The following is a 22,953-nucleotide window of genomic DNA, read 5'->3' on the forward strand; positions in this document are numbered from 1 at the left end:
TATGCCGACCCCCGTCATCCTCCAGGCCCCGGCCTCCAAGTCCCTCTCCCACCGTGCCCTGATCGCCGCGGCTTTGGCCCCTGGTCAGTCCCATTTGAGCAATGTTCTGGAAAGCGAGGATCTGGAGCGGACCCGGGATATTTTGGCCCGGGCTTCGGCCCTGATTGAGCGCGGCGACCCCGGCAAGTACGCGGTTTCGGGCATGCCGCGCGGCCCGCTGGGCCGACAGCGCCAGGACGACCAGGAGCCGCTGGTCATGGACGTGGGCGAGTCCGGGACCACCTGTCGGTTGCTGACCGCGGTACTGGCCGCCGGGCATGGGTCATTTCGGATCCAGGGCCGGGGAAAGATGCACAGTCGGCCCATCGCCAGCCTGGTCACGGCTTTGATTTCCCAGGGGATCGAGGTGGAATATCAGGAGCAGCCGGGCTGCCCACCTTTGCTCCTGCATGCCACCGGACTGCCCGGAGGCGAGGTGACCATCGACCTGGACGAATCCAGCCAGTACCTTTCCGGTCTGCTCCTGGCGGCGCCCTTGGCCCGTGCGGTCATGACCATTTTGGTGGGCGGGAGCAAGGTGGTTTCCTGGCCATATGTCGGTCTGACCCTGGACATCATGGAGCGATTCGGTGTGACTTTCCAGGTGCAGACACTGCACCATGAGCACTGGATGGACGTGGACTGGCGCGAGCCCGGCGAGATTGCTCCGGGCCGGTTGCGCATCCGGGTTCAGCCCGGCGCGTACCAGGCCAGGGACATGGCCGTGGAGGGGGACTGGAGCAACGCCTCCTATTTCCTGGCCGCCGGGGCCCTGAGCGCCGTTCCGGTGGGGCTGCGCGGCCTGAATCCCGAGTCTCTTCAGGGCGACCGGGCCATCGTGGACATCCTGGCCCGGATGGGGGCCGTGGTGTCTTGGGATCAAGATCAAGTGACCGTGGTCGGCGGCGAGCTGCGTGGCGTGGACCTGGACATGGGTGCCTGCCCGGACCTGGTGCCCACGGTGGGCGCGGTGGCGGCCCAGGCCAAGGGGGCGACCACGATTCGCAACGTGGCCCATTTGCGGATCAAGGAAAGCGACCGCCTGGACGCGGTGGTCACGGAGCTGGCCCGAATCGGAGCCGGGACCACCGCCTTGGAGGACGGGCTGCGGATCGAACCGGCTCCGCTTCCCGTTGGCAAACGCCTTGCCTTCAAGACCTACGCGGACCATCGCCTGGCCATGAGTCTGTCCCTGCTGGAACTGGGCGGCGTCGGCGTGGACCTGGATCAACCCGGCTGCGTGGCCAAGTCCTTTCCGGAGTTCTGGACGCGGTGGGATGAGCTGAAAGCCGGCCTTGCCGGCGCGGGACGGGCAGCGGCGTGAGCACGACGGGCGCGCAAAATCAGGCCGGGACGATTTCCCGGTGCTGCGTAATCGGTTCTCGCGGACGGATGGGCGGTCTGTTCGTCTCCCGCCTGGACGCCGCAGGGATCGCGGTGATCGGGCTGGATCAGCCCTTGGAGCAAGCCCGGTTGGTCGAGGTGCTGCCCGGCCAGGACCTGCTGCTCCTGGCGGTTCCTGCCCCGGCCATGGAGGACGTCCTGAAGAAATGTTGCCCGCACTGCTCTCCGGAGACCATCCTGATGGACGTCTGCTCCGTGAAGGTCCAACCTCTGGGCCTGATGCTCCGCCATCATCCCGGCCCGGTGGTGGGCACGCACCCCTTGTTCGGCCAGGAGCCCGGCGACGATCCCCGGGTAGCCGTGACCCCCGGCCGGGACGAGTCCGCGGCCCGAGCCGTGTCCGTCCTCATGGAGCAACTGGGCTTCATCCCTTTCCCGACCACAGCGGAAACCCACGATCGGGCCATGGCCGCGGTTCAGGGGCTGAATTTCGTGACCACCTGCGCCTATCTGGCCGCCCTGGCCGGGGACGAGGAAATCCGCGACTTCCTGACCCCGTCCTTCCGCCGCCGCCTGGACGCAGCCCGCAAGATGCTCACCGAAGACGCAGCCCTGTTCGCGGATTTGTTCGAGGCCAACCCCTACAGCCAGGACGCGGTCCGGCTGTTCCGCTCCCACCTCAACCTCGCCGCTGGCGGGGACATGGACGTCCTGGCCCAGCGGGCAGGCTGGTGGTGGCGAAGCTCGAAGCAAGGGGGGGAGACCGGCCCGTGAGTCCAGGTGCATCCAGAGTGTACTGAAGATAAGAAAGCCGCTTCTCCCCCAGGGGAGGGCGGCTTTTTTCGTAAACCAAGAACTCAAACACTTCAAAGGAGCCATCATGTCAATCGACTTGTCCCAGACCGGCCAGTGGCTGGCAGCGGACGTGCAGACGCCTATCAGCCTGTTTCTTGGGCTGGTGGGGAAGCGGCAGGGGATTTTGCTGGAGAGCGCGGAGGTGGACGGGCGGCTGGGCCGCTATAGTCTGATCGCCTGGGACTTCCGGCTGCGGCTGAGTTGCCGGGACGGGCGGATGGACGTCCAGGCCCAGGATGCCCGCCTGAAAAGTCTGGAAAAGCTCGACGGAGAGGAGTTCATTCCGGCGTTGCGTGAAATCCTTTCCACCGTGCGGATCACGCCCCATGACGAGTTCGCCGGGTTGCCGGCCCTGGCCCGGGGGCTCTACGGCTATTTCGGCTACGGCATGGCCGGGCTGTTCGAGCCCAAGTTGGCCGAGCAGCTTCCTCCGAGCCAGGCCGATGCCTGTCTGGTTCTACCCGGGCGGGTGGCTCTGTTCGACCATCTGCATCATCGCTGCTGCGTGCTCAGCCTGGACCCGGACCGGTCCGGAGTAGACGAGCTGCAGCAGAGCGCTCCGGACGAGCCGCCGGTGATGGGCCAAGTGCGGCATATCCCCGAGGCCGAGGAGTTCATGGAGCGGGTCCGGCGGACCAAGGAGCTGATCCGCACCGGCGAGGTGATCCAGACCGTGATGTCCACCCGGTTCGAGGCCCCCTTTTCCGGCGAGCCCTTTGTCCTTTACCGTCGCTTGCGCCAGATCAACCCCTCGCCGTACATGTTCTTCATGCGCCTGCCCCGGCTGACCCTGCTGGGCTCTTCCCCGGAGTTGCTGGTCCGCTGCCAGGGCGGTCTGCTTCAGTCCCGACCCATCGCCGGAACCCGGTTACGGGGCGAGACCGAAACCCAGGACCGGGAGCTGGCCGAGGAGTTGTTGGCCGATCCCAAGGAACGGGCCGAACATGTGATGCTCGTGGATCTGGGCCGCAACGATTTGGGCCGGATTGCCGCGCCGGGCAGCGTCACGGTGGAAAAGTACATGCAGGTGGAGCGCTTCTCCCACGTGATGCACATGACCTCCTATGTCCAGGCCCAACTGGCCCAGGGCAAGGACGCCCTGGACGTGCTTCGGGCTACCTTCCCTGCCGGGACGGTCAGCGGCGCGCCCAAGATCCGGGCCATGGAGATCATCGCCGAAGAGGAGGGGCTGCCGCGCGGGCCCTATGCCGGGGCCGTGGGCTGGCTGGGCCTGAACCCGGCGGAGGGTCCGGACCGGGATGCGGTTAATCTGGATACGGGGATCACCATCCGCAGCCTCTGGGTGCGAGACGGCCAGGTCCATTTCCAGGCTGGGGCCGGGATCGTTCACGACTCTGATCCACACAAGGAATGGCAGGAATGTCACAATAAGGCCCGAGTGCTTTTTGAAGCCTTCAGCCGTCAGGGAGGAAGCGATGTTTTTACTTATCGATAACTACGACTCGTTCACCTTCAATCTGGTCCAGGCCTTTCAGGTTCTGGGCCGTTTCCCCCACGTGGTCCGCAACGACCAGCCGGAGTTGCCGGGCCTGGCGAGCAGTCCGGAGTTGGAGGCCGTGGTCATTTCTCCGGGGCCGAGCCGACCGGAGCTGGCCGGGAAGTGCCTGGAGTTCCTGAAGCTGCTGCCCACTACCGTGCCGGTGTTGGGTATTTGTCTGGGACATCAGATTTTGGGACATCATGCCGGGGCCTCGGTGGTGGTGGGCCAGCGAATCATGCACGGCAAGACATCTCCGGTCCGGCATACTGGCGAAGGCTTGTTTGCCGGGCTGCCCCAGCCCATGGAGTGCGGGCGTTATCATTCCCTGCTGGTCCGGGTGGAGGAAGCGCCGAAGCTGCTGGAGCGCACGGCCTGGACGGAAGATGGTAAGGACGATGGCGATGGCGAAGACGAGGTCATGGGGCTGCGCTTCACGGACCGGCCCTGGGCCGGGGTGCAGTTTCATCCGGAGTCCATTCTGACTCCGGACGGCCCAAAACTTTTGGAGAATTTTCTGAAGATGCACGCCTTAACCGCTGAGCCGGGAGGAAAGAGCCAATGACCACGCGTATCAGCGACATCCTTGAACAACTGGCCCGCAGGCAGCCGCTGACCGACGTGCAGGCGGACCAGGTGTTCAACGCCCTGCTTCTGGGCGAGTTGAGCCAGGCCCAGGCCGGAGCCTTCCTGATGGGCTTGCGGGCCAAGGGCGAGGACTCCACGGATTTGGCCGCCGGGGTGCGGGCCGGACTGGCCCATGCCCGTCAGATTCCCGGGCTTTCCGGGCCGCGCATCGACACCTGCGGCACCGGGGGGGACAATGCCCACAGCTTCAACTGCTCCACGGCCGTGGCCCTTTTTTTGGCCGAGTTAGGCTATCAGGTGGTCAAGCACGGCAACCGGGCCGTGTCCTCTTCCTGCGGCAGCGCCGACGTGCTGGAAGCCCTGGGCGTGCCCCTGGAGACGAACCCCGAGGACGTGGCCGGGCGGCTGGCCGCCGGCAAATTCGTTTTTCTCTTCGCCCCGGCCTATCATCCGGCCTTTAAGCATATCATGCCCGTGCGCCGGGATCTGGGCATCCGGACCCTGTTCAATCTGATGGGACCGCTGCTTAATCCGGCCCGACCCACCCATCAGCTCATCGGCGTGGGCGACCCGCAGGCCCTGTTCACCATGGGCGAGGCCCTGCTGCTCACCGGGGTGGAGCGAGCCCTGGTAGTCCACGGGGCCGGCGGGTTCGACGAGCTGACCACCTTTGGCCCGGCCCGCTGCTATCTGGTCAAGGACGGGATCATGGAAAAAACGGCCATCAATCCGGAACGGCTGGGTTTCGACCGCCACGCGCCGGAGGACGTGGCGGTCCGGGACAAGGACCATGCCGTGGGCGTGCTGCGGGAAATTCTTGGCGGCGGCGGCCCGGAGGCCATGGTCCAGATGGCGGCCTTGAATCTGGCGGCCTGCCTCTTTCTGCTGGAAGAAGGCAAGACCCTGGTGGAATGCGCGGATTTGGCCCGGGCCGCGATGAAGCGGGGCGTGAGTGGCCGGGTACTCCATGGGGGACTCCATGGGTAGCTCCATGCTTGAGCGCTTTCGCCAGGCCAAGCAGGCTGAAATCCGGGAGCTGATCTCCCTGGAATCCGCGGGCCGCCTGCCCGAGCCGTCTATCACTCCTCGTCCGTCTCTGGCCAAAGCCTTGCTGGAGCGGGGACCGGGCGCGGTGATCGCGGAGTACAAACGAGCCTCGCCCAGTCGGGGAGTGATCAACGCGAACTGGCCTCCGGACCGGGCCGCCGCCGGGTATGCCCGGGCCGGGGCAGCGGCCTTGTCCGTGCTCACCGAGGAGACCTATTTCCAGGGTAGCCTGGAGTATCTCCCGGTCATGGCCGTTTCCGGCCTGCCCCTGCTGCGCAAGGATTTCTTGCTCCACCCCTTGCAGGTTCGTCAAACCGCCGCCACCCCGGCCTCGGCCCTGCTGCTCATCGCCCGGATGCTCAGCCAGTCGGAGTTGGAAATCATGTTGACAGAATGTCGGACGTTCGGCCTGGAAGCCGTGGTGGAGGTTTTTGACGAGGCGGACTTGGACAAGGCCAAAGCGGCGAACTCGACGCTGATCCAGGTCAACAACCGGGACCTGGATCGACTGACCACGGACCTGCGCATTTCCGAGGATCTGATCCGGCACAAAGCCGAGGGCGAGGTCTGGATCAGCGCCAGCGGGATGAACTCGGCCCAGGACATGGCCCGGATGCGCGACGCCGGATTTCACGGCCTGCTCATCGGCTCCCGGCTGATGCAAGAGCCTGATCCGGGGCAGGCCCTGGCGGACCTGTTGCGAACCATGCGAGAGGTACAATCGTATGCATGAGGAAGTCCGCCAAAATGACCGGAGGGACGCCGACCCCCTGGTCAAGGTCTGCGGCCTGCGCCGACCCGAGGACGTGAGGCTGTGCGAGGTACTGGGTGTGGACTGGACCGGCTTCATCTTCTATCCGCCAAGCCCCAGAAACGTGAGTCCGGAGCATGTCGCGGCCCTTCCCCGAGGCCGGGCCGCGCGGGTCGGGGTCTTCGTGCTTCAGTCCGCGGAAGAGGTTCGGGAGATCATGGACCGGGCCGAGCTGGACTTGGCCCAGCTTCACGGCGGCCAGGACCGGCGTTTCTGCGAACACGTCGGGCCGGAGCGGGTGGTCAAGGTATTCTGGCCACTTCGGTACGCTGATCTCGCGGATCTGGAGCGGGATATGGCCACGTTCGCGACCTCGTGCCGGGCCGTGCTCCTGGACGCCGGAACCGCGGTGGGAGGCCACGGCGTCAGTCTGGATTTCGCGGCCATGGCCGGTCTGACTTTCCCCCGTCCGTGGCTCCTGGCCGGGGGCCTGGGCCCGGACAATATCCAGGAGGCCGTGCTTCGGTGCCGTCCGTGGGGCGTGGATCTGAATTCCGGGGTGGAAGAGGCTCCGGGAAGGAAGAGTCCCGTGCTGCTGCGGACTGTGCTGGAAAAAATCAAAATGGATGGCGGTTCGCTAACTGTCCACCATGAACCCCAATAAGAGGAACATCACATGAAAAAAGGATATTTCGGCGATTTCGGCGGGCGCTTTGCCCCGGAACTGCTCATGCCCCCGCTGTTGGAACTTGAGGAGGCCATGGAGCGGATCATGGCCGGAGAGGCGTTTCAGCGCGAGTTGACCGAGCTGCTAACCCATTTCGTGGGCCGACCCACGGCCTTGTACCACTGCGCGAACCTCTCGCGGGAGGTCGGTTTCGGCGTCTGGCTGAAACGCGAGGACCTGGCGCATACCGGGGCGCACAAGATCAACAACACCGTGGGCCAGGCCCTGCTGGCCAAGCATATGGGCAAGACCAAGCTGGTGGCCGAAACCGGGGCCGGGCAGCACGGCGTGGCCACGGCCACGGCCGCGGCCCTGCTGGGCCTGGAGTGCATCGTGTACATGGGCGCGGAGGACGTGGTCCGTCAGGCGCACAACGTCCAACGCATGGAACTGCTGGGCGCGACGGTCCGGCCCGTGGAGTCCGGCAGCCGGACCCTGAAGGACGCCATCAACGCGGCCATGCGCCACTGGATCGCCGAGCAGGCCGCCACCCACTACTGCCTGGGCTCGGCCGTGGGACCGCATCCTTTTCCTCTGCTGGTGCGCGAACTGCAGGCCGTGATCGGCCGGGAAGCCTTGGCCCAGTTCCAGGAGCGCACCGGAAAGCTGCCGGACCGGGTCGTGGCCTGTGTGGGCGGCGGGTCCAACGCCATCGGCATGTTCCATGCCTTCGTGCCCCATGAGCAAGTGGCTCTGATCGGCGTGGAAGCCGCCGGGGACGGTTCTCCGGGCTGCTGTCATTCCGCCACGCTAAGCACCGGGACTCCCGGAGTTCTGCACGGAACCATGACCAAGCTCTTGCAGACCATCGAGGGCCAGATCCTGCCTTCCCACTCCCTGGCCCCGGGTTTGGACTACCCCGGCGTGGGCCCGGAACACGCCCATCTCCAGGCCCTGGGCCGGGCCGAATACGTCTGCGTCACCGACGATCAGGCCCTGGCCGGATTCATGCGCCTGGCCCGGGCCGAAGGCATCCTCCCGGCCCTGGAAAGCTCCCATGCCCTGGCCTATGTCCTTGGCCTGTCCGGAACCCTGCCGGCCACCGTCGACGTGATCGTCTGTCTTTCGGGTCGGGGGGATAAGGACTTGGAGATCGTGCGGCAGGCGTTGGTGAAAAGAGAGGGCTGAGGGCTGAGACCTGATGGTTGAAGGTTGAAGCCGGGGTGAATGTCCATGTCAACAGTATACTTCGACCTCTGACTTCTGAATTCTCACTTTTACTAAACTATTCGGAGAACCCTAATGTCCACAAGTCATTTGACCGATAAGATTAATCAAGCCATGGCCCAGGGGCGCAAGGCCGTTATGCCCTACCTGCCCGCAGGATATCCGACCAAGGATGCTTTTTGGAAGCACATCGAGGATCTGGACGCCGCGGGCGCGGACATCATCGAGGTCGGCGTGCCTTTTTCCGATCCCGTGGCCGACGGACCGGTGGTGGAGCAGGCGGCGTTGTGTTGTTTGGAACAAGGCGTAACCTTGGGATGGATTCTGGAAGAGCTGACCCAGAGGCGCTCGGCCATCCAGGCTGGGATCGTGTTGATGGGCTATATGAACCCTTTTCTGCAGTACGGTATTCCCAAGCTGGCCCTGGACGCGGCCCAGGCCGGAGTGAACGGGCTGATCATCGCCGATCTGCCCCTGGAAGAGAGCGACGAGATTCGAAATGTCCTTCAGGAGCAGGGCATCGCCCTGATCCCGCTGGTCGGCCTGAACAGCTCCATGGAGCGGCTCCGGATGCATGCAGATAAAGCCGCGGGCTTCGTCTATTTTGTCTCGGTCATGGGTACCACGGGAGTCCGGGATGCGTTGCCGGAAGAACTCCGGAACGCCCTGATCCAGGCCAGGCAATCTTTTTCCATACCCCTGGCCCTGGGCTTTGGTCTGCATTCCCCGGCCCAACTCCAAGGCGTGGAAACCGTGGTGGACGGGGTGGTCATGGGAAGTGCTTTGATCCGACACCTGGATGCGACCGGAAAGGTTGGTGATTTTCTGGTCCCCTGGATGATAGCTCGGTAATTTCTATATACGTTGCTTTTTTCACAAGCCTTGACTAGAAAGCGGAGCAAGAAAGTCTTGTATATTCTAATGCTTTTCATTTTTGTGATACTTTTTTGTATGTTGGACCTAAACTGGAGGCGATGATGAAAAAGGTAACGTTCGGGACCATCTTGATCCTATGGTTCGCCCTGGCGTTTCTTCTGCCGCTGGTGATTGGCGCGCAGGGGCCGACGGGCGCAAACTTCGTAGGATCCAAGGAGTGCTCGTACTGTCATCCGGATGAGTATGAACGGTTTACGGCACACGCCAACAAAGCCAAATCCGACCACAGTGTCCGGCTGATGGCGCCCAAGCTGACACCGGAGGAGCTTCGTGAATGTTACGAGTGTCATACTACCGGGTATGGCCAGCCGGGAGGATTTCGAAGCTTCGAGGAAACCCCGGAGATGGCCCATGTGGGGTGTGAAAGCTGTCACGGTCCGGGCTCCGTGCATGCCAGGACAGGCCATCGGGACGACATCGTCGGCAATCTGACTCTCGACGTCTGCCGTCCGTGCCATGAAGACGAGCGGGTCCAGGTAATCAACTACAAGCCGCTGATTTACAGCGGGGCGCATTGACCGCAAGGGAGACGATCATGAATATATTGCGTAACTCCCTGGGAGCAAAGATTCTCATTCTGGTCACCATCTTGACGGCATCGGTTTTCGTGGTGTTGTTGCTTGTCAATTCGTACTGGCAACGCACCGACACCATGTATCAGATCGATGCCATGGGCTCACGGGTGTCGGATCTGCTACAAATGGCCATCGAGGAGCCGATGATCATCGGCGACGACGAGGGAACTCGGGACCAGTTCACCAAGGTCGAGAACCTGTACGCTGATATTGATGTCTTCTTGACTGATTTCCGAGGCAACATCACCTACGCGACACAACCCGCCGCCGTTCGCAAGGACATGACGTCCGTTCATGGTCAGGAGGTCATTCGAGAAGTCCTGCGCGAGGGGCTGAGCAAGGTGACGGATCGGGCCGTACTTTTGGATACCGCGGAGGGGCCGTATTATGTTCGCCTCCGTTCAATCCCTAATGAACCTGGCTGTTATCATTGCCATGGCCGATCCCAACCCATTTTGGGCGCCATGCTGGTTTTTCAGGACGTGGGCGTGGAAATGGCGACGCTCAGAGACCATCAAGTCAAAGGAGCGGCGCTTTCCCTTGGCGGGTTCGCCATTTTGTTGGCCAGTTTGCTGATTTTCATGCGCAGAGCCGTTGTCGGAAAAATCGCGACGCTGAGCGACGCTAGCCAGAAGATCAGTCAGGGCGACTACTCCGTCACCTTTGACATCACCGGTTCCGATGAACTGGGCCGCCTGGCCCGCAACCTGGGGACAATGGTCAAAAGTATCCAGGACCAACTGGAATACAACAAAGAGGTTCTGGAGGGCATTGCCGTCCCCCTCTACGTGACGGACCATGATGAACAGGTCACTTTTATCAACGACCAGGCTGTTGAGTTGCTCGGCAAATCCAGAGAAAGCATCCTCGGGCGCGCGACATGTGAGATGATGGGGGTGGCCCCGGGCTCCTGCGCCGCCTCCCAGGTCATTCGCGAAGGCACGATTGTCAAAGGAAAACGGGAATACGCCCACCCTGATGGACACAATGTGCCGATATACCGTGAGGTTTCACCGCTCAAAAACGCACAGGGTCAGGTGATAGGTGCCATTGGGGTGATTATCGATCTGACTCAGGAGGAAGAAGCCAAGGCCCGGATTCAGAAGCAGCAGGATAATCTGCTTGTCGTTGCCCGCGATGTAACCGAGGTGTCAAACTCTCTGCGGAGCATGGCCCAAAGGCTCTCGGACCAGATGATCACGGTCAGCGACCGCATCGGGATGACCGAGTCACAGACCACCCAGGCGGCCACGGCCATGAATCAGATGACGGCCACGGTCATTGAGGTCGCCCGCAGTTCGGCCCAAACCGCCGAAGCCGCGGCCCAGGCAACGCAGAGCGCCAAGGAGGGTGGTCAGGGCGTCCGGGAGACGGTGGACGACGTAAAGCGCGTGGCTCAGGATACGGACGCCTTGGCCCGCTCCCTGAACGATCTGGCGCAGCGGGCCGAGGATATCGGACAGGTCTTGAATGTGATCAATGATATCGCCGATCAGACCAATCTCTTGGCCCTGAACGCGGCCATTGAGGCGGCCCGGGCCGGAGACGCCGGACGCGGTTTCGCCGTTGTCGCCGACGAGGTTCGTAAGCTCGCAGAGCGTACGGTACAAGCCACCAAGCAGGTGGAAGAAGTGATCACCACGATCCAGACCAGCACCCGAAGTGCCGTGGAGAAAATGGAGCAAACCCGGTCCGTGGTCGAAAACACGGCCGACAAGGCCCTGGTCGCCGGGGAAGCTCTGCAAACAATCGTTGAGCGCTCCGAATCCATGGCGGACATGATCCGGACCATCGCAACAGCCGCTGAGCAGCAATCCGTGACCAGCGACGAAATCAATGAAAGCATCGGCCAAGTCAGCCAATTGTCCATGGCCAACAGTCAGGATATTCAGGAAGCGGACCGTGGTATTCAGGAAATCTCGCAAATGTCGGAGCGTCTGACCGAACTGGTCAAGAAGTTCCAGACTAATTGATCGGGCACGGGTATCTCAACGTAGTTTCGACGCGAATGAAAACAGGGGGGCGGTCCGGGCATTGCCGGGGCCGCCCCCTGTGTTTTTTTCACGGGGCTCCGTTTGGTCCGCTTGAATTCTTTTCGATTACGACAACGAGCACCACTTCGCTGAGCACGAGAGGTTCAGTTCCCTGTTTTCTCGAGGGGCTTGACAAGCGGCCCGAGAGTTAATAGGAATAGTTCTCGTTCACGCAACAGAAGGACGCTGATCATGCCGAAACCCAATCTTCGTTTAACGCCACAGCGAAAAATCATCCTTGAAGAGCTACGAGGGACCCGGACGCACCCCACTGCCGACGAGGTTTACGACTTGGTGCGCAAGCGGCTTTCCCACGTCAGCCTTGGGACCATCTACCGCAACTTGGAGTTTTTGCATTCCCAGGGACTCATCCGCAAGCTGGACAAGATCGGTCCACAAATGCGGTTCGATGCGTTCGTGGACCCGCATCTGCATGTCTGCTGCGTTGAGTGCGGAAAGGTTGGGGATTTACCTCCGGACGCCGCTTCGGTGGTCATGCGCCGGGACCCCGCCCTTGAAGCCGAGAGTGAATTTCGGATCACCGGGCACTGGCTCGAACTGTACGGCATCTGCGCGGATTGCGTGACGGCGCGTGAAGAAGGTTGACGAAGCGTTCTCTCGATGCGCGACATGTTTTGAAAACCACGAAACCCTACGAAACCTATGGAGGACACCATCATGAGCGGACTGAAAGGAACCCAAACCGAAAAGAACCTGCTGATCGCCTTTGCCGGGGAGTCCCAGGCACGCAACAAGTACACCTACTTCTCCAAGCAGGCCAAGAAGGAAGGGTACGAGCAGATTTCCTTTATTTTCGAGGAAACGGCCAACCAGGAAAAGGAACATGCCAAGCGTCTGTTCAAGTTCATGGAAGGCGGCGAGGTGGAAATCACGGCCTCCTTTCCGGCCGGGGTGATCGGCAACACTTATGACAACCTGATCGCCGCGGCCGAAGGCGAGCACCATGAGCAGACCGAGATGTATCCGAGCTTCGCCAAGGTTGCCAAAGAGGAAGGATTCCCCGCAATCGCCGCGGCCATGGAAGCCATTGCCGTAGCTGAGCGGCAGCACGAAAAGCAGTACCGCGAGTTGGCCGCGAACATTCAGTCCGGCAAGGTCTTCCTGAAAGACGTTTCAGTGACGTGGCGGTGTCGCAATTGCGGTTATGTCGGCAATGGGTCAAAGGCCCCCCATAGTTGTCCGGCCTGCGACCATCCCCAGGCTCATTTCGAAGTTCTCAAAGAGAACTGGTAGGGTTAACCGTGCCCGGCCGGAAGTGTCTTTCGAGATTTTTTTCGGCCGGGCGAAAACCCCCGGAAAGGGTTTGACGGGCGGACGGTATCCGAATAGGCTTCACCTTATCCTTATACCCCATGAACCAGACAAGGAGCGTAGGAATGGCCCAACAACATGAAGTGTACAAGTGTGATCTGTGCGGCAATATCATTGACGTGCTGCATGGCGGTGGCGGAGAACTGGTCTGTTGCGGCGAACCCATGAAGTTGATGACCGAGAACACCGTGGACGCCGCCAAGGAAAAACATGTGCCCGTGGTGGAGAAAACGGCCAACGGCTACAAGGTGACCGTAGGGAGCACTCTCCACCCCATGGAAGCCAAGCACTACATCGAATGGATTGAGATCATCGCGGACGGCAAGTCCTACAAGCAGTTCCTGCAACCCGGCCAAGAGCCCGTTGCTGAATTCTGTATCCAGGCCGAACAGGTCACGGCTCGTGAATACTGCAATCTGCACGGCCTTTGGAAGGCCTAGCGGGGCGGCTTGTTTTTCGAACCGGCATCTCGTTTGACGACTAACCCGCCCTACGGCGGGGAATACAGGGAGAAAGCATGGCCAGCCCGGAAGAAATGTATCAATGCCAGGTCACGAACTGCGGATGTATCTACAACCCCGACCGGGGCGACAAGCGGGGAAAGATTCCCGCTGGAACGGCATTTCAAGACCTTCCTGAAACCTGGAAATGTCCGGTCTGCGGAGCTGGCCCAAAATCGTTTCGGCCCTTGGCCGGACCCGGTTCGGCCGCGGAAGAAGCACCATAATATAGGACGGCGGTAACCTCTAGCTTAACAAGGAGTCGCTTATGCGATATGTATGCAGTATCTGCGGTTACGTTTACGACCCGGCGGACGGCGATCCGGACAGCGGCGTCGCGGCGGGTACCAGCTTCGATGATATTCCGGCTGACTGGGCCTGCCCGGTCTGTGGAGCGTCCAAGGATAATTTCGAGCCGGAAGGGTAAACCGGATCATCACCTCATCAAGCCCTCTCCCAGAGTCCGGGAGAGGGCTTTTTCATTGGAGAACATGAATGCTGCCAGTCGAAATCAAAAAGGATATTTTCTGGGTCGGTTCCGTGGATTGGAACCTCAGGGACTTTCACGGCTACTCCCTTGCCCGGCGAGGCACCACCTACAACGCCTACCTGGTCAAGGACGAAAAAATCGCCCTTTTCGACTTGGTTCCCGCGAATCATGTGGACGAGTTGCTCCGTTGCCTCAAGGCCACCATTGATCCGGAACAAATCGACTACCTGATCGTCAACCATGTGGAGCCGGACCATTCCGGGGCACTGCCCAAGATCATGGACATCGTCAAACCGGAAAAAGTGTTCTGCTCGCCCATCGCCAAGCAGGCTCTGATCAGCCACTACCACCGCGAGGACTGGCCTTACGAGGTCGTAGCCACTGGGGACAACATCAGCCTGGGCAAACGAACGGTCACCTTTCTGGAAACCAAGATGCTGCACTGGCCGGACAGCATGTTTTCGTTCCTGCCGGAGGACAAGCTGCTCATTTCCAGCGACGCCTTCGGCCAGAATCTGGCTTCCAGCGAACGGTTCGACGACCAAGTTGATCAAAGCCTCCTGTTCGATTTGGCCGCCAGTTACTACGCGAACATCATCCTGCCCTTCTCCCCGCTGGTCCAAAAGCTGTTGGCCAAGGTCGGGGAAGTGGGCTGGGACATCGACATGATCGCCCCGGACCACGGACTGATCTGGCGAACCCACATCCCGGAAATCCTGGCCAAGTACGGAGAGTGGAGCACCCAAAAACCCCAGCGCAAGGCCGTGGTCTTTTACGATACCATGTGGAAGAGCACCGAGCGGATGGCCAGGGCCATTGCCGACGGAATCATCGCCGAGGGTGTCAGCGTGCAGCTGTTTTCCTTGAAAACAGCTCATCACAGCGACGTCATGCCGTTCATCATGGAGGCCCAAGCCGTTGTTGCCGGTTCTCCAACCCACAACAACGGGATGCTCCCGTTGCTCGCGGATATGCTGACCTACATGAAAGGGCTCAAGCCGCAAGGCAAAATTGGTGCGGCCTTCGGCTCCTACGGCTGGAGCGGCGAGGCGGCCAAGCAGATTTCCGAGTTCCTGCAATCCGCCAAGGTGGAGATTGTCGCCGAACCGCTGCGTGTCAAAAACGTCCCCACTGACCAGGATCTGGCCGCCTGCCAGGAGTTTGGCAGTAAGATCGGACGAGAAGTGATCGCTCGCGTTCCTGAGTAGATTTCTCACGGATCATACGACCAACCTTCGCCGCTCCGTTCATTCCGGACGGAGCCGGATCGAACGAAAGCAAAGGGCGCTCATGAGAGCGCCCTTTCTCATTGGTGCGCTCCAAGAGTATGAACGTTGCCTTTTTCACGGGAATGAATCCCGACAGACTTGGGGTACTATCCCTTGCCAAACAGTTGCCTTTTCGTAAGATAAAACAAAAAAGCGTGCTCCCAGCCCCTTTTGGTTGACATGCTCCTGTCGCGGGGCTAGGTAATTCACCATACTTTGGAAAAGCATTGCGTTGAAATGTTCTTTTTTTCACAGGCTCTGGAGTCGTAAGATGACGATTCCGTCCGGCTCTGAGAAACGACATTTTTTCAATGTCTGAAAACCTTTACCTTAAATGCTTTTCACCAAAGGCGATTTCTTCCTGTTTAACCGTTTAAACGGAGGTGGGTTATGAGACTCAGTGTTGGTCTGGCAAAGGAAGGAGCCGAGAAACGGCTCGAATGCCGTGGCGTGAATCGCCGCGACTTCATGAAATTCTGTGCGACCGTCGCCGCTGTCATGGGCATGGAAGCCTCGTTCGCCAAGCAGGTCGCCGCCGCGCTGACCGATCCCCGCAGACCCTCGGTGGTCTACTTTCACTTCGCGGAATGCACCGGTTGCTCCATGGCCGTGGTCCGGACCGTCAGCCCGTACATCGACGAATTGCTTCTGGACACCATTTCCTTGGATTATCACGAAACATTGATGGCCGCCGCCGGCGACGCCGCCGAGGACGCCTTGGCACAGGCCGTGAACTCGCCCCACGGATTCATCGCCGTGGTTGAAGGTGCCATTCCCACCAAGGACAATGGCATCCACGGCATGGTCGGCGGACATACCATGCTGGAAATGGCCCAGAAGTACCTGCCCAAGGCCCAGGCCGTGATTGCCATCGGTGCCTGCGCAACCTTCGGCGGGGTCCAGGCCGCTGATCCGAACCCCACCGACGCCATGGGCGTGAACGAGCTGATGGAGCACCTCGGTCTTCCGACCCGAGCCATCAATGTCGCCGGCTGTCCGCCCAGCCCGTACAATTTCGTGGGCACCGTGGTCCATTTGTTGACCAAGGGCATGCCCGATTTGGACCGCCTCAACCGCCCGAAGATGTTTTACGGCGAATCGGTTCACGAACTGTGCGAGCGCCTGGACCATTTCTTCAATTATGAGTTCGCCCCGTCCTTTGATTCCGAGGAAGCCAGGAAGGGATGGTGCTTGTACGAAGTCGGCTGCAAGGGCCCGGACACCTACAATAACTGCCCCAAGGTCAAGTTCAACGAGACAAATTGGCCCGTGGAAGCCGGCCATCCCTGCATCGGTTGCAGCGAGCCGAAATTCTGGGATCAGCTGAGCCCGTTCTACAAGCCGGTCTAGGCTGCCTTGATTTGTAAACCGTGAATCACGAAACCTATCGTAAGGAGGACATACCATGTCAGGCTGTAAGCCCCAAGCCGCACCGGTCATTCCGGTGACGCCGCAAAGCGCCTACTCCGGGCCGATTGTCGTCGATCCGTTGACCCGGATTGAGGGCCATCTGCGTCTGGAAGTGGAAGTGGACAACGGCAAAGTCGTCAACGCCCGTTCCAGCTCCCAATTGTACCGTGGTCTGGAGACCATTTTGAAGGGTCGCGACCCAAGAGACGCGCAGCACTTCACCGCTCGCGCGTGCGGGGTCTGAAACTACACACATGCCCTGGCATCCACCCGATGCCTGGACGACGCCGTGGGCGTCGAAATTCCTGATAATGCCCGGATCATCCGCAACCTGGTCATGGCTTCGCAAATCGTCGCCGACCATTTCATCCACTTCTACGTCCTGCACGCCCTGGACTGGGTCGACGTCACCAGCGCCTTGCAGGCCGATCCGGTCAAGGCCGCCAAGATCGCCAACAACATCTCCCCGCGCCCGACCAAGGCTGAAGATTTGAGGGCCGTTCAAGAGCGTCTGACCACCTTCGTCAACCAGGGTCAGCTCGGCATTTTTACCAACGCCGATTTCCTGGGCGGGCATCCGGCCTACTACCTGCCGCCGGAAGTGAACCTGATCGCCACAGCCCACTACCTGGAGGCCCTGCGCCTGCAGATCAAGGCCACCCGGGCCATCGCCATCTTCGGCGGCAAGGTCCCGCACACCCAGTTCACCATCAGCGGCGGGGTGACCTGCTACGAATCCCTGCGGCCCGAGCGGCTGGAAGAGTACCGATCCCTGTTGCGCGAAACCCGGGAATTCATCGAGCAGATGTACATTCCGGACCTGCTGACCGTGGCTTCCTACTACAAGGACTGGGCCGGCATCGGCGGATGCACCAACTACCTGGCCTTCGGCGAGTTCCCGAAGAACGAAAGAGATCTTAAGAGCCGCTGGCTGCCGCCCGGCGTGATCATGAACCGCGACCTGTCCAACGTCCAGGACGTTGATCCCAAGGCCATCTACGAGCACGTGGCCGCCAGCTGGTACGAAGGTTCCGAGGCCCGCCATCCCTACGAGGGCGTGACCGAGCCCAAGTACACCAAGCTGGGCGACACCGAGCGCTACTCCTGGATGAAGGCTCCGCGGTATCAGGACGAGCCTATGGAAGTCGGCCCGCTGGCCGCCGTGCTGGTGGCCTACGGCAAGGGTCAGCCCGAGACCGTCGCCGCCGTGGACCTGGTCCTGAACCACCTCGGCGTGGGCCCCGAAGCCCTGCACTCCACCCTGGGCCGAACCGCGGCCCGCGGCATCCACACCCTGACCGTCGCTCAGAAGATGGAAGACTGGTTGGACGAGCTGGTGGACAACCTGAAGAGCGGAAACAACAAGATCGCCGAAAACCATGAAATGCCCGACGAGGCCGAAGGTGTCGGATTCGCCGACGTGCCCCGCGGCGCGTTGAGCCACTGGATCAAGATCAAGGGCGGCAAGATCGAGAACTTCCAGCTTGTTGTCCCCTCCACCTGGAACCTCGGACCGCGCTGTGCCAAGGGCAAGCTGGGACCGGTGGAAGAGGCGCTGATCAACACGCCCATCGCCGATCCGAAACGCCCCGTGGAATTGTTGCGCACCGTGCACTCCTTTGATCCCTGTATCGCCTGCGGCGTGCACGTCATCGACTCCAAGACCAACCAGGTCCACGAGTTCAAGGTCCTGTAACCACATAACCTGACCGTCCGGCGTTGCCTTTCGCGACGCCGGACGGTATGCATGCACGGAGAGCGAAGGAACCCCGTGGGTCGGGGAATCTTCGCTCTCTGTATTTGGAAAATCCGATGAACGAACAGAACTCCCCGAAAATTTTGGTCCTTGGCGTGGGCAATATTCTGCTCAAGGACGAGGGCGTCGGCGTGAAGACCGTGGAAAAGCTGCGCGCCGAGTACTCCTTTTCCTCCAACGTCGAACTCATGGACGGCGGCACCCTGGGCATGGCGTTAATGGAGCCGATCATGGAGTTCGACAGGTTGATCGTCGTGGACGCCGTGGTCAACGGCGGCGAGCCGGGAACGCTGTACCGGCTGACCGGCGTGGAGATGGGCAAGAGCGTGGCCTTCAAGAACTCCATGCACCAGACCGACCTTCTGGAAACCCTGGCCACCTGCAAGCTTTTGGGCAACTGCCCGGAAACCGTGGTCATCGGCATGGAGCCCAAGGATTTCGATCCCTGGGGCACGGACTTGACCCCGCCCTGCCAGGCCCGCCTGGAAGACCTCTGTCGGGCCGTACTCCGGGAAATCACGGAACACGGCGGCGAGTATCACCCAATTACGCAATAACGCGCGGTCGCTTCCTAAAGATGGAACCTGCCGCGTCACGGAGTATGGTTTCACCACGCAAAAGGCCGCCCACATGGGCGGCCTTTTGCGTTTCCGGTTGGGAGGGGCGGAAAACTATTTGATGAACAGCATCTCCTGGTAGCTGGGCAGGGCCCACAGATCGTCGGCCACCACCGTCTCCAGGGAGTCGGCCCATTCGCGGACCGTGTTGATCGCCGGAAGGATCTTCTCGCAGAAGTACTTGGCTTCCTTGAGGGTATCCCCGTGAGGGATTTTCCCCAGCAAGGCCTCTAAATCGCCCACGGCCTTCTGCAGGGTGCGCAATTTGGCGGTCACGTCTTCCAGGGTGATCATCTTCACGTCGTGGCCGATGGCCTTGAGGTTGGCGCAGGTGGCGGCCAACTCGCCCTGGTAGCGCATGGCGGCGGGGAAAATCACGGTCTTGGCCAGGCGGATGGCCAGGTTGGCCTCAGTGTTGATGGTCTTGCTGTACTGTTCCAGGTAAATTTCCTGGCGGGAATGCAGTTCCGCCTCGGAGAGCACCCCGTAGGTTTTGAACAGCTCGATCACCGGCTTGCTGGTAATTTCGGGCAAGGCTTCGGGGGTTGTCTTCAGGTTGGGCAGCCCCCGTTTTTCAGCTTCCTTGTGCCATTCCTCTGAATAACCGTCTCCGTTGAAGACGATGGCTTCGTGCTCGGTGATGACTTTTTTGAGCAGAGCCTGGACGGCGTTGTTCAGCTTTCCGGGATCGCCCTTGGTGGCTTTTTCCAGTTCCGTGGCCATGTAGTCCAGGGACTCGGACATCATCGTGTTCAGGGCCACCTGCGGCCCGGCGATGGACTGGGCAGAGCCCACGGCGCGAAACTCGAAGCGGTTGCCCGTAAAGGCGAAGGGACTGGTCCGGTTGCGGTCGCCCGGGTCCATGGGCAGCGGCGGCAGGGTGTCCACGCCCACGGTCAGGGCGTCCTTCTTTTTGCTTCCCCGTACGGCCCCGGCCTTGATTTGGTCAAACACGTCGGTCAATTGCGCGCCCAGATAGACGGACATGATTGCCGGAGGGGCCTCGTTGGCACCGAGGCGATGGTCGTTGGAAGCCGTGGCCACGGTGGCCCGCAACAACGCGCCGAATTTATGCACGGCCCGGATGGCCGCGGCGCAAAAGATCAGGAATTGAGCGTTTTCATGGGGTGTTTCGCCCGGATCGAACAGACTGCCCAGTTCGGCGTTGCCGATGGAGTAGTTCAGGTGCTTTCCGGAGCCGTTGATCCCGGCAAAAGGCTTCTCGTGCAGCAGGCACTCCATGCCGTAGCGCTTGGCCACGGTTCGCAGCACGGTCATCACCAGTTGATTGTGGTCCGTGGCCAAGTTGCCGGCCTCGAAAATCGGCGCGATTTCATACTGCCCGGGAGCGACTTCGTTGTGTCGGGTCTTCACGGGAACGCCCAGCTTGTACAATTCCCGCTCCACTTCCATCATGAAAGAGAGGACGCGGCGCGGAATGGCTCCAAAGTACTGGTCCTCGAATTCCTGGCCCTTGGCCGGCTTAGCGCCGAACAGGCTACGACCGGCGATGAGCAGGTCGGGGCGGGTGAAGACGAAGTTGCGGTCGACCAGGAAGTATTCCTGTTCCGGGCCGGCATAGGAGGTCACCGGGAGCTTGGTCTCCACGCCGAACAGGCTGAGCACGCGCTTGGCCTGTTTGTTCAGGGCCTGCAAGGAGCGCAGAAGCGGCGTCTTTTTGTCCAGGGCTTCGCCTGTCCAGGAGACGAAAGCCGTGGGAATGCACAGGAAGGTTCCGTTGGGATTCTCCAGAATGTAGGCCGGACTGGTCACGTCCCAAGCCGTGTAGCCGCGGGCTTCGAAGGTGGTCCGCAACCCCCCGGAGGGAAAGCTGGAGGCATCCGGCTCGCCCTGGATCAGCAGCTTGCCGCTGAACTGGGCCATTGCGCCGCCGCTACCGTCCGGGACCAGGAAGGCGTCGTGCTTTTCCGCGGTCAGGCCGGTTAGCGGGTAGAAAACGTGAGTGAAATGGGTGGCCCCTTTCTCAATGGCCCAATCCTTCATGGCGTTGGCCACGATGTCCGCCAGGGCCGGGTCCAGCTTCTCGCCGTACTCGATGGTTTTCTTCAAAGATTTGTAGGCATCCGAGGGCAGGCGTTCCTTCATCACCTTGTCGTTGAAAACGTTGCACCCGAACAGATCCGTAGGTTTGGTTTCCGCGAAGTTCAGCGGTGCCTCGGAGGGTGCATAGTTGGTGACCGCTGAAATGGCGTTCAGACGTGACTGGATTCCGCTCATGAAAAATCTCCTTTGTAGCTCTTCTCGTGTTGACAAATATCCGGCCTCAATAAATGAAGGCCTTGCAACCTGACGTTCTGTTCGGAATCACCCCTTCTTATTTCGCCAAGGGCTTTCCAATTTGCTTGGTTATAGCAAAAGGTGTTCCATGAACCTTTTTTTAGATATTTCAGTGGATTGAATTTTTGGCACGCAAAGGTGTCTTTCATTTTTGTATTCTTTTGACCTTGTTTTTGTCATTTTAAGCCAATTAATTGCATTTTTGTTAAAATATTTTTGGTAGGCAGCGCCGACTTTTCCGAAGGGAGGAACCATCGTGACCCAGACCATATCCGCATTGACCAAAAACAAACCCGGAGTCTTGGCCGACATGGCTCAGGCCATCCGGAAGCATAACGTGAACATCCGCAGCATCTCCGCCGGAGAAACCGAGGATCCGGACATCTCCCGGCTGACCATCGGCCTGGACGGGTCCGACGAGGATGTCCAGCGGATCACTGAGGACATGGCCGCGATGGACATGATCATCGGTATGGACGATCTACGGCGCAAGGAATTCGTGGACCGGGAACTGATCCTGGTCAAGGTAGCCATGGACCCGGCCAACACCACCCAAATCATGCAGATCTTCGAGGTGTTCCGGGCCAACGTGGTGGGTATGGGCCGGCGGACCATCACCGTGGAGATGAGCGGGGACCGGGAGCGCGTGGACGGGTTGATCAACATGCTCAAGCCCCACGGCATCAAGAGCCTGTGCCGCTCCGGTATGATCGCCCTCAAGCGCGGGGACGACTGATATCTCCGGTCGCGACGGTGCCCCCCATGACTCCCATGACCATTACTTCCCTCGACGATTTGATCCGTTTTGCAGCCTCGGCTGACCAAAACCCAAAGTTGGCTATTGCCCGTTCCGGGGACGCTTTTGTGCTGGAAGCCGCGATGCAGGCGTACGCCGCCGGGGTGGTGGAGCCCGTGTTTATCGGCGACATGGACGCCACCCGGCGTATTGCCGAGGACCTGGGCGCGGACTTATCAGGCTTGCGTTGCGTCGACCTTCCGGACGACGAGGCCGCGGTGCGGGAGGCCGTCCGGATGTTCCGGGAGGGCGAGGCCGCGCTGATCATGAAGGGCGCGGTTTCCACGAGTACGCTGCTCAAGGCCGTGCTGGACAAGGCCAACGGCGTTCCGCCCCAGGGGATTCTCAGCCATGTCACGGTGTTTGAGAACCCGCATTCCGGCAAGCTGATGCTGCTCAGCGACGCCGCGGTGAACATCCGCCCCAATTTGCAGCGCAAGGTGGAAATCCTGCGCAACGCCCTGGCCGTGGCCCGAGCCCTGGGGATGACGGCTCCGAGGGCGGCCATGCTCGCGGCCACGGAAAAGGTCAACTATCCGGCCATGCCGTCCACCCTGGACGCGGACCTGATTGCGCGCATGGGCGAGGAGGGAGCCTTTGGCGACGCCCATGTGGCCGGTCCCATGGCCCTGGACCTCGCGCTTTCGGCCGCGGCCGCGGCCAGCAAGCGCTTCCGGAACGAGGTCGCCGGCCAGGCCGACATCCTGATCACCCCGGACATCGAGAGCGGCAACGTGCTCTACAAATGTCTGAACACCCTGCTCGGCCAGGACGTGGCCGGAGTCGTGGTGGGCAGTTCCGTGCCCATCGTTGTTCCCTCCCGCGGCGACAGCGCTCGATCCAAGCTGCTCTCCATGGCCCTGGCGGTCTATCTGGCAACACGAACGTGACGCGCGGCCAAGCCTTCGCACCAGTGGCGATCGACC

Annotated in this window: 23 protein-coding genes; 22 read left to right on the top strand and 1 reads right to left on the bottom strand. The window is 61.0% G+C overall.

Annotated features, from left to right (window positions below):
- The first annotated feature begins 1 nt into the window (after position 1).
- The 20 genes from aroA (at position 2) to GY33_RS0105755 (ending at position 18,873) form a co-directional block, all read left to right on the top strand.
- Positions 2 to 1,363 (top strand): 3-phosphoshikimate 1-carboxyvinyltransferase, encoded by a 1,362-nt coding sequence (aroA, locus tag GY33_RS0105660; RefSeq protein WP_031386409.1) that lies wholly within the window; start codon positions 2 to 4, stop codon positions 1,361 to 1,363.
- Positions 1,364 to 1,431: 68 nt separating this feature from the next.
- The gene (locus GY33_RS0105665; protein ID WP_051822337.1) at positions 1,432 to 2,157 is read left to right on the top strand and encodes a prephenate dehydrogenase/arogenate dehydrogenase family protein; all 726 of its coding nucleotides are present in this window, start codon (positions 1,432 to 1,434) and stop codon (positions 2,155 to 2,157) included.
- A 103-nt stretch (positions 2,158 to 2,260) separates the two neighbouring features.
- Positions 2,261 to 3,694, top strand: coding sequence for an anthranilate synthase component I family protein (locus GY33_RS0105670; RefSeq protein ID WP_031386411.1), 1,434 nt, complete (start codon positions 2,261 to 2,263; stop codon positions 3,692 to 3,694).
- Positions 3,675 to 4,301, top strand: a complete 627-nt coding sequence (locus tag GY33_RS0105675) for an anthranilate synthase component II (RefSeq protein ID WP_031386412.1) — start codon at positions 3,675 to 3,677, stop codon at positions 4,299 to 4,301. Before GY33_RS0105670 ends, GY33_RS0105675 begins: the two co-directional genes overlap by 20 nt.
- The gene (trpD, locus tag GY33_RS0105680; RefSeq protein WP_031386413.1) at positions 4,298 to 5,311 is read left to right on the top strand and encodes an anthranilate phosphoribosyltransferase; all 1,014 of its coding nucleotides are present in this window, start codon (positions 4,298 to 4,300) and stop codon (positions 5,309 to 5,311) included. Before GY33_RS0105675 ends, trpD begins: the two co-directional genes overlap by 4 nt.
- 4 nt (positions 5,312 to 5,315) lie before the next feature.
- The gene (locus tag GY33_RS0105685; RefSeq protein ID WP_031386414.1) at positions 5,316 to 6,104 is read left to right on the top strand and encodes an indole-3-glycerol phosphate synthase TrpC; all 789 of its coding nucleotides are present in this window, start codon (positions 5,316 to 5,318) and stop codon (positions 6,102 to 6,104) included.
- Positions 6,097 to 6,786: a phosphoribosylanthranilate isomerase gene (locus GY33_RS0105690; RefSeq protein WP_051822338.1), complete on the top strand. Its 690-nt coding sequence runs from the start codon at positions 6,097 to 6,099 to the stop codon at positions 6,784 to 6,786. The genes GY33_RS0105685 and GY33_RS0105690 overlap by 8 nt, the downstream gene beginning before the upstream one ends.
- 12 nt (positions 6,787 to 6,798) lie before the next feature.
- Complete coding sequence (trpB, locus tag GY33_RS0105695) at positions 6,799 to 7,977, top strand: tryptophan synthase subunit beta (protein ID WP_031386416.1); 1,179 nt, start codon at positions 6,799 to 6,801, stop codon at positions 7,975 to 7,977.
- Positions 7,978 to 8,091: 114 nt separating this feature from the next.
- Positions 8,092 to 8,868: a tryptophan synthase subunit alpha gene (gene trpA, locus GY33_RS0105700; protein WP_031386417.1), complete on the top strand. Its 777-nt coding sequence runs from the start codon at positions 8,092 to 8,094 to the stop codon at positions 8,866 to 8,868.
- Positions 8,869 to 8,993: 125 nt separating this feature from the next.
- Positions 8,994 to 9,470 carry a cytochrome c family protein gene (locus GY33_RS0105705; RefSeq protein WP_035271426.1) on the top strand — a complete coding sequence of 159 codons (477 nt, stop codon included), beginning with the start codon at positions 8,994 to 8,996 and terminating at the stop codon, positions 9,468 to 9,470.
- 17 nt (positions 9,471 to 9,487) lie between these two features.
- Entirely contained in the window at positions 9,488 to 11,500 is a 2,013-nt protein-coding gene (locus GY33_RS0105710; RefSeq protein WP_031386419.1) for a methyl-accepting chemotaxis protein, read from the top strand.
- Between the two features lie 252 nt (positions 11,501 to 11,752).
- Entirely contained in the window at positions 11,753 to 12,166 is a 414-nt protein-coding gene (locus GY33_RS0105715; protein ID WP_031386420.1) for a Fur family transcriptional regulator, read from the top strand.
- 72 nt (positions 12,167 to 12,238) lie between these two features.
- Positions 12,239 to 12,814 (top strand): rubrerythrin, encoded by a 576-nt coding sequence (gene rbr / locus GY33_RS0105720; RefSeq protein WP_031386421.1) that lies wholly within the window; start codon positions 12,239 to 12,241, stop codon positions 12,812 to 12,814.
- 143 nt (positions 12,815 to 12,957) lie between these two features.
- The gene (locus GY33_RS0105725; protein ID WP_028573293.1) at positions 12,958 to 13,332 is read left to right on the top strand and encodes a desulfoferrodoxin; all 375 of its coding nucleotides are present in this window, start codon (positions 12,958 to 12,960) and stop codon (positions 13,330 to 13,332) included.
- A 77-nt stretch (positions 13,333 to 13,409) separates the two neighbouring features.
- A complete protein-coding gene (locus GY33_RS0105730; RefSeq protein ID WP_031386422.1) occupies positions 13,410 to 13,619 on the top strand; it encodes a rubredoxin in 210 nt (69 codons plus the stop codon).
- 41 nt (positions 13,620 to 13,660) lie between these two features.
- Positions 13,661 to 13,819 (top strand): rubredoxin, encoded by a 159-nt coding sequence (gene rd, locus GY33_RS20325; protein WP_084184820.1) that lies wholly within the window; start codon positions 13,661 to 13,663, stop codon positions 13,817 to 13,819.
- A 68-nt stretch (positions 13,820 to 13,887) separates the two neighbouring features.
- Positions 13,888 to 15,090: an FprA family A-type flavoprotein gene (locus GY33_RS0105740; protein ID WP_031386423.1), complete on the top strand. Its 1,203-nt coding sequence runs from the start codon at positions 13,888 to 13,890 to the stop codon at positions 15,088 to 15,090.
- A 450-nt stretch (positions 15,091 to 15,540) separates the two neighbouring features.
- On the top strand, positions 15,541 to 16,500 hold the full coding sequence (locus GY33_RS0105745) for a hydrogenase small subunit (RefSeq protein ID WP_031386424.1): 960 nt from the start codon (positions 15,541 to 15,543) through the stop codon (positions 16,498 to 16,500).
- 55 nt (positions 16,501 to 16,555) lie between these two features.
- The gene (locus GY33_RS19005) at positions 16,556 to 18,256 is read left to right on the top strand and encodes a nickel-dependent hydrogenase large subunit (RefSeq protein ID WP_084184822.1); all 1,701 of its coding nucleotides are present in this window, start codon (positions 16,556 to 16,558) and stop codon (positions 18,254 to 18,256) included.
- Positions 18,257 to 18,372: 116 nt separating this feature from the next.
- Positions 18,373 to 18,873, top strand: coding sequence for a HyaD/HybD family hydrogenase maturation endopeptidase (locus GY33_RS0105755; protein ID WP_031386425.1), 501 nt, complete (start codon positions 18,373 to 18,375; stop codon positions 18,871 to 18,873).
- A 114-nt stretch (positions 18,874 to 18,987) separates the two neighbouring features.
- Here GY33_RS0105755 and GY33_RS0105760 read toward each other — a convergent pair whose 3' ends face one another.
- A complete protein-coding gene (locus tag GY33_RS0105760) occupies positions 18,988 to 21,171 on the bottom strand; it encodes a glutamine synthetase III family protein (RefSeq protein WP_031386426.1) in 2,184 nt (727 codons plus the stop codon).
- 316 nt (positions 21,172 to 21,487) lie between these two features.
- Here GY33_RS0105760 and ilvN point away from each other — a divergent pair, with 316 nt between their 5' ends.
- Both ilvN and GY33_RS0105770 read left to right on the top strand, forming a co-directional pair.
- Positions 21,488 to 21,967, top strand: a complete 480-nt coding sequence (gene ilvN, locus GY33_RS0105765; protein WP_031386427.1) for an acetolactate synthase small subunit — start codon at positions 21,488 to 21,490, stop codon at positions 21,965 to 21,967.
- 35 nt (positions 21,968 to 22,002) lie between these two features.
- Complete coding sequence (locus GY33_RS0105770; RefSeq protein ID WP_035271429.1) at positions 22,003 to 22,917, top strand: phosphate acyltransferase; 915 nt, start codon at positions 22,003 to 22,005, stop codon at positions 22,915 to 22,917.
- Positions 22,918 to 22,953 lie beyond the last annotated feature (36 nt).

The sequence above is a fragment of the Desulfonatronum thiodismutans genome, assembly GCF_000717475.1.
GTDB classification, from domain to species: Bacteria; Desulfobacterota; Desulfovibrionia; order Desulfovibrionales; family Desulfonatronaceae; genus Desulfonatronum; species Desulfonatronum thiodismutans.